The 13,516-nt window shown below is 50.7% G+C and carries 15 protein-coding genes and 1 tRNA gene; 7 read left to right on the top strand and 9 right to left on the bottom strand.

What is annotated here, in order from left to right:
* Positions 1-8: 8 nt before the first annotated feature.
* Positions 9-809 carry a class I SAM-dependent methyltransferase gene (locus MPET_RS04290; RefSeq protein ID WP_013328790.1) on the bottom strand — a complete coding sequence of 267 codons (801 nt, stop codon included), beginning with the start codon at positions 807-809 and terminating at the stop codon, positions 9-11.
* 97 nt (positions 810-906) lie between these two features.
* Here MPET_RS04290 and MPET_RS04285 point away from each other — a divergent pair, with 97 nt between their 5' ends.
* Entirely contained in the window at positions 907-1,359 is a 453-nt protein-coding gene (locus tag MPET_RS04285; protein WP_013328789.1) for a phosphate-starvation-inducible PsiE family protein, read from the top strand.
* A gap of 23 nt (positions 1,360-1,382) precedes the next feature.
* Here the strand turns inward: MPET_RS04285 and MPET_RS04280 are convergent, their stop codons facing one another.
* A complete protein-coding gene (locus MPET_RS04280) occupies positions 1,383-2,744 on the bottom strand; it encodes a mannose-1-phosphate guanylyltransferase/mannose-6-phosphate isomerase (protein WP_013328788.1) in 1,362 nt (453 codons plus the stop codon).
* Between the two features lie 103 nt (positions 2,745-2,847).
* Here MPET_RS04280 and MPET_RS04275 point away from each other — a divergent pair, with 103 nt between their 5' ends.
* Together MPET_RS04275 and MPET_RS04270 are read left to right on the top strand one after the other, a co-directional pair.
* Positions 2,848-3,252 carry a hypothetical protein gene (locus MPET_RS04275; RefSeq protein WP_013328787.1) on the top strand — a complete coding sequence of 135 codons (405 nt, stop codon included), beginning with the start codon at positions 2,848-2,850 and terminating at the stop codon, positions 3,250-3,252.
* The gene (locus MPET_RS04270; protein ID WP_013328786.1) at positions 3,249-3,914 is read left to right on the top strand and encodes a flavodoxin family protein; all 666 of its coding nucleotides are present in this window, start codon (positions 3,249-3,251) and stop codon (positions 3,912-3,914) included. The genes MPET_RS04275 and MPET_RS04270 overlap by 4 nt, the downstream gene beginning before the upstream one ends.
* A gap of 6 nt (positions 3,915-3,920) precedes the next feature.
* Here MPET_RS04270 and MPET_RS04265 read toward each other — a convergent pair whose 3' ends face one another.
* Both MPET_RS04265 and amrS read right to left on the bottom strand, forming a co-directional pair.
* The gene (locus MPET_RS04265) at positions 3,921-4,406 is read right to left on the bottom strand and encodes a Mut7-C RNAse domain-containing protein (RefSeq protein ID WP_013328785.1); all 486 of its coding nucleotides are present in this window, start codon (positions 4,404-4,406) and stop codon (positions 3,921-3,923) included.
* A 22-nt stretch (positions 4,407-4,428) separates the two neighbouring features.
* Positions 4,429-5,445 carry an AmmeMemoRadiSam system radical SAM enzyme gene (amrS, locus tag MPET_RS04260; RefSeq protein ID WP_013328784.1) on the bottom strand — a complete coding sequence of 339 codons (1,017 nt, stop codon included), beginning with the start codon at positions 5,443-5,445 and terminating at the stop codon, positions 4,429-4,431.
* A gap of 163 nt (positions 5,446-5,608) precedes the next feature.
* Between amrS and pyrH the strand changes: the two genes are divergently transcribed.
* From pyrH to nth, 3 genes are all read left to right on the top strand, one after another.
* Positions 5,609-6,316, top strand: coding sequence for a UMP kinase (gene pyrH, locus MPET_RS04255; RefSeq protein WP_013328783.1), 708 nt, complete (start codon positions 5,609-5,611; stop codon positions 6,314-6,316).
* 63 nt (positions 6,317-6,379) lie between these two features.
* Positions 6,380-6,454 (top strand) — tRNA-Pro (locus tag MPET_RS04250).
* 13 nt (positions 6,455-6,467) lie between these two features.
* Entirely contained in the window at positions 6,468-7,115 is a 648-nt protein-coding gene (nth, locus tag MPET_RS04245; protein WP_013328782.1) for an endonuclease III, read from the top strand.
* A 59-nt stretch (positions 7,116-7,174) separates the two neighbouring features.
* On the opposite strand, the gene MPET_RS04240 is transcribed toward nth, so the two are convergent.
* From MPET_RS04240 to MPET_RS04230, 3 genes are all read right to left on the bottom strand, one after another.
* Entirely contained in the window at positions 7,175-8,257 is a 1,083-nt protein-coding gene (locus MPET_RS04240) for a DUF3089 domain-containing protein (protein WP_013328781.1), read from the bottom strand.
* A 137-nt stretch (positions 8,258-8,394) separates the two neighbouring features.
* Complete coding sequence (locus MPET_RS04235) at positions 8,395-9,573, bottom strand: inorganic phosphate transporter (protein ID WP_013328780.1); 1,179 nt, start codon at positions 9,571-9,573, stop codon at positions 8,395-8,397.
* Between the two features lie 5 nt (positions 9,574-9,578).
* Positions 9,579-10,208 (bottom strand): DUF47 domain-containing protein, encoded by a 630-nt coding sequence (locus MPET_RS04230; protein WP_048130620.1) that lies wholly within the window; start codon positions 10,206-10,208, stop codon positions 9,579-9,581.
* A gap of 240 nt (positions 10,209-10,448) precedes the next feature.
* On the opposite strand from MPET_RS04230, the gene MPET_RS04225 reads away from it, so the two are divergent.
* Positions 10,449-11,426, top strand: a complete 978-nt coding sequence (locus MPET_RS04225; RefSeq protein WP_013328778.1) for a sensor histidine kinase — start codon at positions 10,449-10,451, stop codon at positions 11,424-11,426.
* Positions 11,427-11,479: 53 nt separating this feature from the next.
* On the opposite strand, the gene MPET_RS04220 is transcribed toward MPET_RS04225, so the two are convergent.
* Entirely contained in the window at positions 11,480-12,805 is a 1,326-nt protein-coding gene (locus MPET_RS04220; protein ID WP_013328777.1) for an amidohydrolase family protein, read from the bottom strand.
* Between the two features lie 19 nt (positions 12,806-12,824).
* The gene (locus tag MPET_RS04215; RefSeq protein ID WP_013328776.1) at positions 12,825-13,496 is read right to left on the bottom strand and encodes an MTAP family purine nucleoside phosphorylase; all 672 of its coding nucleotides are present in this window, start codon (positions 13,494-13,496) and stop codon (positions 12,825-12,827) included.
* Positions 13,497-13,516: the final 20 nt, after the last annotated feature.

Raw genomic sequence — 13,516 nt, 5'->3', positions numbered from 1 at the left:
CTCTCCTTTCAGATCTTCCGGAGATCGAACGCCCACCTGGCAACGCCCTTCGCAACGTTACCGCAGCGCCGGACGGAGACGGTTTCAAAACCGGATCTTTCGTAGGATTCCCTCAGTCCGTCGATCTCGGAAGGTCTTTTGAACGTATAAAAATGAATGAATCCGCCTTTCTTCACGCAGGACGCGGAGAGGATCAGGGACTCTTCAAACCCATAGGGAGCTGGGACGATTGCACGGTCGAACTCAGTAGAAAAAATATCAGGAATATCGTGTGCATCCCCGCGTATGATCTCGAGGCTCCCGCTGGCATCGTTTAACTCCATGTTCTTCCGGAGCCACCCGCAGGCGGCCGGGTTCATCTCGACTGCATAAACATTCGCACCTCTTTTTGCAGGAAGGATCGCGAACGGCCCTACGCCGGCAAAAGGGACAAGGACTATCTCGTTTCCGTTTACCATCGCAGCAACCCGCATCCGCTCCGTGCAGAGCCGCGGGTTGAAGAATGAATCCTTAAGATCGACCATGTAAGAGAGTCCGGACTCCCTGTGAACCGTTACAGTACGGGGATCTCCGTAGATTACCTCAAAGCCGGGGACCCTGAAGTCGCTCCCTGCGGAAGCCGTACGGTTGAGAACCGTCCTGACATTCTTTCTTTTCCCGGCAATATAAGCGGCAACCTCGCTACAATAATCTTCATATTCAGCAGGGATGTTTACGACCGCAATATCCCCTATTACATCGAATCCCCCGGGAATTCCCCCTGGAAAGCACGGGTTGCCGCTGCTTTTTCTTCTCTTCTGCCGGGGCATTATATATCACATAATATCTTGAATTCGGGATTAGTAACATTTTCCGGATAGAAAAGGCAATTAAAATATATATCCACAACCGATAAAAGGAGTACAGATGGAGAAGAAAGTTCTAAAATGCATTACCGACATCGAGGTCGTGATCTATCTTATCCTCATGGTGATACTGATAGCAATCCTCATCTTTTCGACCTTAGAACTTGCCTATTTGATAATAGATGCACTGTTCTTTGACGATACGATGTTAAAGCTCGAAACGAAGGGAATTCTCGCGGCATTCGAGTTCTTCCTGTTAATCCTCATCGGCCTCGAACTCATGGAGACGATTAAATCGTTCCTCGAGACGCGGAAGATACAGGTCGAGATCGTCATCATACTTGCAATAATCGCCGTCGCAAGAAAGATCATCATAATCGATCCGATGACAATCACGAACGATATTCTTCTTGGAATCGGCGTGGTTGTATTCGCACTGACAGCCGGTTATTTCTTCATAAAAAAGGCCGATTCATTGACTCCGGAACATGCAGCAGAACCGAAAAAAGAATAACAATTTTTTTATTTTATATTTTTTTAAACCCTTCCAAAATCGTCGTCGAACCTGACGATGTCGTCCTCTTCAAGGTACTCACCGATCTGGATCTCGATCACCTCGAGAGGAATCTTTCCGGGATTCCCGAGCCTGTGAACGACACCCTCACCCACAAATGTGCTCTGCCCCCTCGATATATTCATGGTCTTGTCCCCGAGCTGCACCTCTGCAGTTCCGCTCACGACTACCCAGTGTTCGCTCCGGTGGTGATGGAGCTGAAGAGATAGGTATTTCATCGGATTTACCGTCACTCTCTTTATTTTAAAGAATTCTTTTGACTCGAGTATCGTGTACGAACCCCAGGGACGGTGAACGGTCAGGTGATACTTGGTGATGTCATCGCCGCGGCTCGCGTATATCCCCACAAGCTCCTTTACCGATTCCGTATTATCAAGGTCACAGACTAAAAGAGCATCACCGGAGTCGATAATCGCCGTGTTAGTCATTCCGAGGACTGCGACCTTTTTATCCTTCGAATATACGAAGTTGTTCTCAGAACCGACAAACTCCGCATCACCGGCATTCCCGTTATCATCCTTTCCGGAGTTTTCGTAGAGGGCCCTGAAGCTCCCGAGATCGTTCCATCTCAGGGCCAGCGGGACGACAGCGACCCTGTCGGATACTTCGAGAAGGCCGTAATCTATCGAGATCGACTCGACCCCGGAGTAATCGGGATGAGGTCTTTCGAACTCTTCATACATATCAGGCCGGTACTTCTTCAGCTCTTCGAAGAAGACCTCCGGGCTGAACAGGAACATCCCGCTGTTCCATAGGTAACCGGAGTCCATATACTCCTTCGCCTTTTCCGGGCCGGGTTTCTCTTTGAACTCTTTTACGGCAAATCCCCCGTCGAGGGCTTCCCCGGGTTTTATGTAGCCGTAACCGGTGAGGGGGGCGGTCGGTTTAATCCCGAACACTACGAGGTTCTTTTTTGCAAGAGGGGCGGAATTCTTTATTATGTCCATAGCCTTTTCATCGAGTATGTGATCGCTCGGGAACACGGCTACCGGAATATCCCCGAAGATGTCGTACAGAACACGAACGCCCCATGTTATTGCAGGGAGAGTATTCTTCCCTTCGCTCTCGAGGAGGATCCGGCTGTCATCTATCGAATAGCCCAGCTCCTCGACCTGGTTCTTCACGTGGTACCTGAAGTTTTCGTTCGTAACTACTACGATCTCCTCCGGGGAAGAGATCCTGAGGGCTCTTGTATATGTATCCTGGAAGAACGATGCTCCGTTCAGTTTAAGGAACTGTTTCGGGAACTGCTCTCTTGAAAGGGGCCAGAGCCTTGTTCCGACTCCTCCGGCAAGAATAATTGATCCTGTTGATATATTCTTCACTCTCCCATCTTATTTTCAACCGAATGAAAGATAAATCAATTCCATTTTCCGGGATATTTATAAATTGTCCGGCGAAGTCATATCATATATAGGAGTTGGAGAAATGAAGATCGGATTATTCCTTATCGCAGCCATAATGCTTGCCCTGTTCGTATCGGCAGGATGCACGGATTCCGGCTCGCAGTCTTCAGGCGGGGACTCATCGGGCTATTCGGAAGGTCTCACCTACTCACTTTCGTCCGGCCCGGTACAGCACTACAGGTCGGACGGGACATGCTATTACAGAGTGGAGACGGTCGATGTCAGGAACAACGGAGCGGACGACGCACGGAACGTCGTTGCAAGATGCAATCTTGTCGATCCCTCGACAAATGAAGTCGTTGATACTTACAGCAAATACTTCGAAGTGATCGAGGCAGGGGATCACCAGGGCTTTTCGGTCAGTCTTAACGGAGAATGCGGAACTGCATATAAACTGGAAGTAGATATTTCGAGGGACGAGAAATGAAAATACTTGCACTGCTCGGTAGCCCGAGAGGGAAAAAAGGCAACACCTACAGGCTGATTGAATCGGCTCTGAAGGGAGCCGAAGATGCGGGAGCGGAGGTTCTTTTCATCGACATCACCGAGATGGATATCGGCTACTGCACAGGATGCAGCACCTGCTACTCCACCGGAAGCTGTATACAGGGCGACGATTACGAGGAGATCCTCGACCTGATCCTTGAAAGCGACGGAATAATACTGGGATCTCCGGTTTACATCAACTCGGTCACTGCACAGCTCAAGACGCTCTTCGACAGGATGCCCGACGTTGTCCACTGCCAGATGCTCCTCGGTAAATACGGATTTTCCGTATCGACCGCGGGAGGAGGAAACGCAGACATCGTCTGCGACTACATGAACAACACCCTCCAGGTTATGGGCGCGAACACGACAGGAGACGCATACGCGGTTTTGGCCGAAGGAGACGAGGCGTTCGGAGATGCCTGCAGGAGATCCTACGAACTTGGAAAGGATCTCGTCGCTGCTATCTCGGAGAAGAGAGTCTACCCGGAACAGGAAGCTTTTCACGACGGGATGCACGAGAGGATGAAGAATCTCGTCTTATTCCAGAAGGACGAGTGGACACACGAATACGATTACTGGAAAGAAAAAGGCTGGCTTTAGACTATTTTAATCGCCCTTTCCGGGCGAGATCTCCTTCAGTTTTTCTTCGAGATTTGCCGCATGTGACCCCATCCAGTAGAGCCTGCCGCATACAGGGCACCATGCGAATTTTTTGCCTGCTTTATCCTTCGGGGCGTAGCTACATCCGTCGATCTCGTCCTGCTTCGCTTTCCGCAATACATGGTTGCAGACCGAGCACCGGTGCATCCTGAGAGTCAGGTCGGGATCGATCAGGCCCTCCTCGACGAGCTGCCTCACCTGCCCTACAGCGTCTTCGGACTCCAGGAATACGCACTCCCCCCCGCGGCACGAGAGCTCCCTGTCCCTCGTAAGAAGTATCCGCCCGTCTGATCGTGCGATCCCGAGCAGGACCGTGTCCTCGCGGGTGTTTCCGGGCTCGAGCGTATCGGCGGAGAGCGTGTCGTAGTCCAGAAACCTCAGGTACTTCGCAAGCGTTCCGAGCATCCTGTCTGCCAGAAATGAATTTTTCATGGTTCAAAAAAATAAGAAGAGATCATTTTACATCAGTCACTATCGGGATCTTCGCACCGCATTTGCTACAGGTTGTCCCTTCAAGACCTAAAATCCCGGCGGAAAACCCGGCTCTCTCTATCAGCAGGTTCCCGCACTCAGGGCAGTAAGTATTGTTGTACCGGTTAGTAGGGACATTTCCTGTATATACATACCGGACGCCTTTTTCGACAGCCATGTCGTGGATCTTCTCGAGCGTCTTCACGGGTGTCGGCGGAACACCGGTCATCCTGAAATCCGGGTGAAAGGCGGTGAAGTGCATGGGCACGTCCGGGCCGAGGCTTTCAAGCACCCAGCCGACAAGAGCCATCATCTCCTCCATGCTGTCGTTTACACCCGGGATCACGAGAGTGACGGTCTCTATATGCATACCGAGCTCCTTCGCCCGGATCGTCGAATCCAGGACGGGCTGGAGACGGGCACCGCAGATCTTTTTGTAGAATTCGTCGGAGAAAGACTTCAGGTCCACCCTGAATGCGTCAAGCATTGGCGAGAGATCGTCGAGGGCTTCCTCGGTCATGTAACCGTTGGTCACGTAGACCGTCCCGAAGGACTCCTTCTTCGCGAGATTTCCCATGTCCTTTGCGTACTCGTGCCAGATCGTCGGTTCGTTGTATGTCCACGCGATGCTCCGGCACCGGGTTGAGACCGCCCGCCGGACGCCTTCCTCCGGAGAAATAGTCCTGTACATTCCGGTCAGGTCGTGGTCCTGCGAGATCTGCCAGTTCTGGCAGTGCGTGCAGTGGAAGTTGCATCCCAGTCCGCCGAGTGAGTAGACATTCGTCCCGGGAAGGAAATGGTAGAGAGGCTTCTTCTCGATTGGATCTACAGCTTCAGCGACGACTTTCGCGTAATTTTCCGCGTAGAGAGTCCCGCCGCGGTTTTTCCTCATCCCGCAGATCCCGCTTTTGCCTTCGCCGATCCTACACCTGTGGCTGCACACCCTGCACCTGACGGCGTCCTCCTCGATTTTATCATATAATTCTGCAACATGGGGCATGGATATCACGGCCTCCGGATTTTCCTGCTACGGTCTTTCCACCGGGGATCATATTATTGTATTGATCATTGTATTGATCCGCGGTACCCCATGAAATTTATTTTCACTGCAATCGCCAGACTTGAATAATTATATTTCATTGGAGGCAAATAATTCAGCCAGAATGAAAAAGATTGTCCTGTCAGTCGGAGGTTCGATTCTTGTTCCGTCGCTTGAATCCAACAATATCAGTAAATTTTCCGGAATCCTGAAGGAATTGTCGAAAAAGTATGCCGTCTATGTAGTCGTTGGGGGAGGGGGAGAGGCCCGGAGATATATCGATCAGGCAAGATTGCTCGGGATCGACGAGGCGACATCCGACGAACTCGGGATTCTTGTCACGAGGATAAACGCATCAATGCTCGTATGGGCGCTCGGGGATGCAGCATACAGGTCGGTGCCGGAAGATTATACCGAAGCGCTCATTGCCGGAGATTCTGGAAAGATCGTCGTGATGGGCGGCGTTACACCCGCACAGACCACGGACGCGGTCTCAGCCGTTCTTGCGGAAAGGGCCGGTGCTGACTTCTTCGTCAACGTAACATCGATCGACGGGATTTACTCCGAAGACCCGAAGAAGAATCCCGGCGCAGTAAAATACGAAAGCATCACGCCGGACGAACTTCTCGATATTGTATCCGGGGCAGGGATGGAAGCGGGCTCGAATACGGTCATCGACCTCGTTGCGGCAAAGGTCCTGAAGAGAAGCGGAATTCCGCTTGTGGTTATAGACGGAAGAAGACCCGAAAACCTGAGGGACGCCCTGATCGACGGGAAATTCAGCGGAAGCATAGTGTCTCCCGGCGGTGCGAACCCGCTCGACGGGATATAATCTGCGTATAATCAATATCGGCAGTTATTTTTACAAAAAACACACATTTATTTAGGTAAAAACGGGGTAGTAGGGTAGCCTGGTCCATCCTAGAGCGTTTGGGACGCTTTGACGGCAGTTCGAATCTGCCCTACCCCATCAGGTCTTTTTTATGCAGCGGGAAAAGGCATGCAGGATCTACTCGATCCTCGCAGCGGAATACCTGGACGAAGATACGAATCTCAACTTTCTCGACTTTGACAACCCGTTCCAGATCCTTGTAATGACGATCCTTTCGGCCCAGACTACAGACAATATGGTAAACTCGGTGAAGGACGATCTCTTCTCGAAATACCCGGACCCCGCTGCACTTTCACAGGCGAAGCAGGAGGACGTCGAGACGATTATCAAAAAAACCGGGTTCTTCAGGGCAAAGGCGAAGAACATCATAGAATCGTCAAAGATCCTCTGCAGTGATTTCGGCGGCGAGGTTCCACGGACGATGGAGGAGCTTGTCACCCTCCCCGGTGTCGGCCGGAAGACCGCAAACATCGTCCTCAACCATGCATTCGGGATCGACGAGGGGATCGCGGTCGACACCCACGTAAAGAGGGTCTCGTGGAGGATCGGGCTGACGGACAACACAGATCCGGTAAAGATCGAAATGGACCTGACCGCTTTATTCCCCAAAGATGCCTGGGGAAAGATGAACTACCTGCTGATCTCGCACGGAAGGGCGATCTGTACCGCGAGAAAACCTGATTGTGAGAGATGCGTGATAAAAGATTTTTGCAGGTATTTCAGGGAACAAAATAGTTAATAAGCAGACTGGAAATATCTCCCACGTCATAAAAAAAAGAGAAAAGAGATCCACAGGATCTAGGCGATAAAAACTTTACTTCCTATATACGCTTTGATCCTGTCCTTGACATTCTGCTCAAGATTCCTGTACCAGAACGCATAGTCGTAACGGTGATAGACGCCCTCGGGATAGGGGCCGATATCAAGCTCCTCTCCCTCTGGAATATTCGTCATCAGTGCCCCGGAGGTCATGTTGATCTGTGCGTCCGAGTAATTTGCGACCTCTCGAATGAACTCTCCGGTCGAATCATTGTAGAACCTTGCACCGAGATTCTCTGAGGCTGAGGCATAGGTATCGTCGGTCTTCCAGTTGAGCGGATTGATGCAGTGTGCACCCGCCATGAGCATCGGTCCTCCGACCGAAGTCGGTGACTGTGTATTGTATGTAACAACGACACCCGTATCATTCGCACCCGTCGCCGCCGTCAGTCCGGCCTGTGCAAGATCGTCGTCCGTAACCGTATAACCGATCAGGTATGCGGCAACCATACGGCTGCGTAACTCTTCGTCGTCACCGAAACGGTTCTTTATCAGCTCGATCAGGGCCATCGTCCCCTGGCTGTGACCTGCGATTATAAACGGCCGTCCTTCGTTCAGGTTCTCGATATAATACTCAAATGCATCCTGCACATCGGCCGCACCCTGTTTGAACTCGGGGGTATCCGTCGCAAGCTCGTCAGCCGAAGTCATCGAAACCCCGGTCGACATCTGCCTGTAGTAAGGAGCGAATACATTTGCACTCGGCTCGTATACACTCGCCTGTGCTTCGAAGATTCCCTGTGCAAGGGCCCTGTCCACGTCGTCCGAAATAACCATAGAACCGGATTCGTTCGCACTCACCGTCGGGTAGACATAGAAGACGTCGACCTCTTTATCTACGCCGGGGAGAGATAGCCAGTTGTAAGAGTCCGAATAATCGACATTCTCTCCCGTCGCCGTGGCTTCTTCAGTTGGCGTAGCCGTCACGGCCGGAGTCTCCGTCGGAGTTTCGATCTCCTCTTCAGGAGCAGAATCCCCTTCATCAATACATCCACCGGAGAATACCACGCAGATCGCTGCAATCAATAATAAAATTACCAAACCGGGCTTACAAAAAGTCATCCAGAACACCTTTCCTTATCCCGGTAAACTTAACCGCAATCTTACTTAAAATTCGCCATTTGCCGGGACAAGAGATTAAAAGCGGATTTAATGTTCATAATAAAAAAAAGGGTTTCGTCCACCGAAACCAGATATAATCAGATGTATATGCTGATAATCAGGTAGACGATCCCGGAGACGAAGGCCGATGCAGGGATCGTTATGAACCATGCCATTACGATCTCTCTCACATTATTCCAGCGGACCGCGGACGAATAGCCTCTTGTCGAACCCGCACCCATGATCGATCCGCTGATCGCATGAGTCGTCGAGACAGGAACACCGAAAGAAGTCATCAGCGACAGGACAGCACCGCCCGCAACCGCCGACGAGAAACCCTGGTATGGTCTTATCTTCGTAATCTTGTGGGCCATCTTATCTATGACCCTCCAGCCCCCGAGCATTGTTCCGATGGAAATTGCAAGACATGAAGATATTATAACCCAGAGAGGAACCTCGAAGACCGAGATCATGCCTGCCGCAAAGAGCATCGCGGTGATCATTCCCATCGCGTTCTGAGCATCGTTCGCACCGTGACCAACCGATTGCCATGCCCCCGCCATTATCTGGAGCGGTCTTAAATTGCGGTTGACCTTCGCCGGGTTTGAGTTGCGGAGGTGCCTCATCATCAGTATTCCCAGGAGGAAAGCCGCGATGAACCCGAGCATCGGGGACACCACGATGAATACCACGATCGCAAGAATCCCGCTTATCTCAAGAAGGCCCGAGATAATCAATGCAGGAATCGTCACTGCAATACCTGAAAGAATGGTAAATGCCAGATAACGCCGCCAATCCTCACCTACAGCTACAAGCAATGCCGAGAAGACTATCGTTATGAGAAGAGTTCCGGCCAGCGTGTATAATACAAGCAGGTAGACCGTGGATAATTCGGGCCACAATATGACAGTAACTCCTCCCATCGCTATACCGGCACCGACGATGCCCCCTACAAGGGCATGGCTGCTCGATACAGGAATACCAAAGACAGAAGAGACAAAAACCCACAAAACTGCTCCGAACATGGCAGCGAAAACAAGATATGGTGTAAGAAGAGAAGAGTCGATAATTCCTTTACCGATAGTTTTTGCAATCGCGGTCGAGAACAAAAACGGCCCGATCATATTGAAGATTGCCGCCATTCCCACCGCCTGAAGAGGCGTCAGGGCCCTTGTGGCAATCACCGTTGCTATTGAATTTGCCGCATCATTCAGCCCGTTCACGAAGTTGAACAGCAGGGCGAGGATGATTCCGGCAAAAATAATAATCATATCCATTTTGATCAGGAATGTTTTATTGCAAGGTCAAAGAGGACGTTCGCCACTTCTTCGCACTTGTCGGTAGCGATTTCCAGTGTCTCATAGATGTCCTTGTTCTTAATAATCTTCTTGGCATCGTCGGAGAGGAACAGTTCGCGAAGTGCATTTCCGAGAATCTCGTCCGCGAGATTTTCAAGGCGGTTTATCTCTATGCATTTCTCCTCGATCATTTCGATGTTCTTGAAATTCCTCATCTCCTTAATAACATCCTCGATCTCGTTCGCCTGGCTGTCGATGAGCTTTGCAAGATCGACCATGTAATGATCTGCCTCGGTTATCCCGTAGAAGTACATCTTGCTTGAGGTATCGTCTATATGATCGAGGATATCGTCAAGAACCTTGGCAAGCCGGGATATGTCTTCAGGCTCTATCGGCGTTACAAAACTCTTGTTTAAGAGCTGGTAGATGTCGTGTGTAATTTCGTCGCCCTGGTGTTCGTAATTCTTCATCTTGTGGCATTTGTTCTTGACATCCTCAAAAGATTCAAAAGTATTCAGGAGATGTGCAGAAGCCTTCTTCAGTACAACAGCCTGTCTTTCAAAGAGGTCAAAAAATCTGTCATCATTGGGGACAAGCATGTCTCTTAAACCCAAAGTAAGATCACCTTAACACCTGTATGTCCTGAACTGAAAAAGTTCTTTTGATTCCGATATATGCAGTTGACAAAACAAACTGGAATCAGGAAATATATCCGTCAGAGAATAATATTTCAGGTGGCTTTTCGATAAAAGCGAGCATAAATCAGGACAGCACCGCCACAGGCATGTTCGCCCATACGGCCGTTGAGAATCATAAAGCACAGTATATATGTTGAAAAAATAATTTAATTGCGAATGAAAAACCGGGAAGAAAGGGTGCGTGAAGAGAAAAATATAGAATTCTTAAATGAGCACCAGAAGGCCAAAACACGGTTTTTGAAGAATATCTCGATTGTTTTCATCCTGACTTTCATATTCATGTCGGCTTACGAATTATCCAAGCAGGCAATATTCCCCGGCATCACAATCTGGACATCCCATATAGTAACAATAATCGTCACCACGATCCTGGCTGTAATAATCGCATCCATACCGCTGTTAAGAACGGAAAGGCTGATCCTCCAGCTCGACCGGAAACAGAACGAGATCGAAAGGATGGAGACGTCGATACTCAAATCCAATAAAAAGCTCAATATGCTCTCAAGCATTACGAGACACGACATGCTGAACCTGCTGACTGTCATTACGGCCTATACGGAGATGATTGCTGATGCGGATGCTGTCCGGAAGAATCCCGAGAATAACAGTTATGTTCAGAAGATCCAGAGATCGGTGCGCAGCCTGAACAACGTCGTAATAAGCACGAGGGATTACCAGGACATCGGGGTAAACGCTCCTGCATGGATCGACGTTAGGGAGACCTTCCGGAAGGTTTACCTGAGCAATTCCTGGTTTCATCAGCTAAGGGCAATAGATCCTGAAGAGGAGATCGAGATCTACGCAGACTCGATGTTTGAAAGAGTGCTTTACAACCTGATGGACAACACTATGAGGCATGCAACAGGTGCGTCCGCCATCAGCCTGTCTTTCTCCCGGGAAGACGAAACAGGCTGCCTGTTCTTCCGTGACGACGGCCCAGGCATTCCTGAAGATGAAAAAGAGAAGATATTCAATCACTCATACGGAAAAAATTCAGGACTGGGACTTTTCCTAGTCAGGGAGATCCTGGGAATTACCGATATCACTATCAGCGAGAACGGGGTTCCGGGCGAAGGCGCCTGTTTCAGGATAACGATTCCACCGGACAGGTGGAGATTTACCGGAGCGGATTAATTTTTTCCGAAAATGACTAACTCCAAAAAACTGAACAAAAAAAGTAATGCAGGTTACCCTGCATCTTCCTTTCTCCTCACGAGATCGAAGGCGGTTTCAGAGGCCTTCTTCAGGATCTCCTCTTCGCCGGGGATCGTATTCTCGTGCATGAGAACTCTTCCGTCGCAGATGACAGTATCGACGGCATTCGAACCGCACGAGTAGATAATGTTCGAGACAGGGTTGTAGAGCGGGGTGTTGCACGCTACATCGGTCCTGATCAAGACGATGTCCGCGGGCGCTCCCTTTTCGATCCTTCCCGGCCCGAAGCCGAGGGCCTTTGCACCCGCCGAGGTGATCATATCGTATGCCTCGTTTGCAGGGAGAACTGTATCCGAGTTCCAGAAGAATTTCTGGAGCAGTGCAGCGAATTTGACCTCTTCAAGGATGTCGAGGTTGTTGTTCGACGAACACCCGTCTGTTCCGAGCGTAGGATTCGCACCGGCATCGAGGAGCTTCTGGTATGGCATCGCCCTTCCCCCGGCAAGCTTCATGTTCGATGCGGGATTATGCGACGGCGATACTCCGTATTTCCCGAGCAGTTCACATTCGGCATCGTCGAGCCAGCAGCAGTGTGCGGCGATCGTCTTGTTCGTAAGACAGCCGCATTCTTCGAGGAGTTCGGCAGGTTTCTTTCCGTGCTGCTCGATGCATTCCTTCACCTCGGTCTCGGTCTCGCTCAGGTGTATATGGAGGTGGACGTCCTTCTCCTTCGAAAATTCCGAGCACCATGTAAGGCCCTCCCTCGAAACGGTGTAAGGGGCGTGGGGGCCGGTCGCCATTTTGATCCTCGGGTTGTTCATGCCTTTGACGTGCGAGTAGAGTGCCTCGGTGGCTTTTATCTCGGACTCCCTCTTCGCTTCGTCACCGAAATCGATGAACCCGTGGCACAAGACCGCCTTCATTCCCATCTCATCGACCGCCTTTGCGGCCTGGTCCATAAAGAAATACATGTCGTTGAACGCGATCGTCCCTGACCGGATCATCTCGATGCAGGCGAGCTCCGTTCCCCGGTAGACGTCTTCGCCGGTCAGGTGTGCTTCGAGCGGCCAGATCTTCTCACTCAGCCATTGCTGGAGGTGCATGTCGTCCGCATATCCTCTCAGGAGGGACATCGCCGCATGGGTGTGTGTATTCGTGAAACCCGGCGTTGCGATCGCACCGTTTCCATCGATGATGAATTCGGCCTCGGATTTGAGTCCTGCGTTTGTTCCCTCGCAGGTCTCACCTATTTTGCCCGATTCGTCGATGTATATACTGCCCTTCTTTCCGTTCACTATTACGTTTACGAGCAGGACTGAGCTCCCGCCGCCGAATATATCAGGATCTTCGTTCGTCATATCTTGTGCTCCTTAATTTTCAACCAAGTCTCTCAATAATATTTTCGAGTATCTTCTCGGTCGTTTCCTTGTTGCTTCTCGATTTTTCGAGTATGTATTCGTAGCTCAGCTCCTCCGCACCGAGGCCGTGGCAGAAGTTATCCACCATGCATACCGCGGCAAAGGGTATCGAGAGCTCGTTTGCAATTGTCGCCTCGCTTGAAATCGTCATCCCCACGACATCGCCGAGATCCTTGAGAGCCATTATCTCCGCCCTCGTCTCGAGCCTCGGACCGTCGGTCTGGACGTATGTCCCTTTCTTGACAGCTTCGGGGACGATATAAGACAGTTCGTCGTGGATCTCGGCATCGATTGACGGCGAGGCATGCCCGATCGAGCTGTTAAAGATCGTCGGAATCTTCGACATCGAAAGATAATCATCGGGCAGGACCACGCTTCCCGGTCCGATTGACCTGTTGAGCGAGCCCACCGATCCGAATGCGACTATCCGGTTCACCCCCGATAGTTTAAGTGAGGAAAGGCAGGCAGGAAAATTGATCCTGTGCGGCGGGGTGTTGAACTGGTGCCTCATGAGGATGACGATATCCCCGAAAAGCACCTCGGCGGGGCCGAACGGTGTCGGCACCACCTTCTTCTCCAGTTCGGGCAGATCGGCATATAACAGGCTTGTGCCTCCAATTATTCCAAGCATCGGCGGTCTCCATCTAAAAT

The sequence above is a fragment of the Methanolacinia petrolearia DSM 11571 genome (assembly GCF_000147875.1).
Classification (GTDB): Archaea; Halobacteriota; Methanomicrobia; order Methanomicrobiales; family Methanomicrobiaceae; genus Methanolacinia; species Methanolacinia petrolearia.
This window is presented reverse-complemented; position numbering and strand designations above follow the sequence as displayed.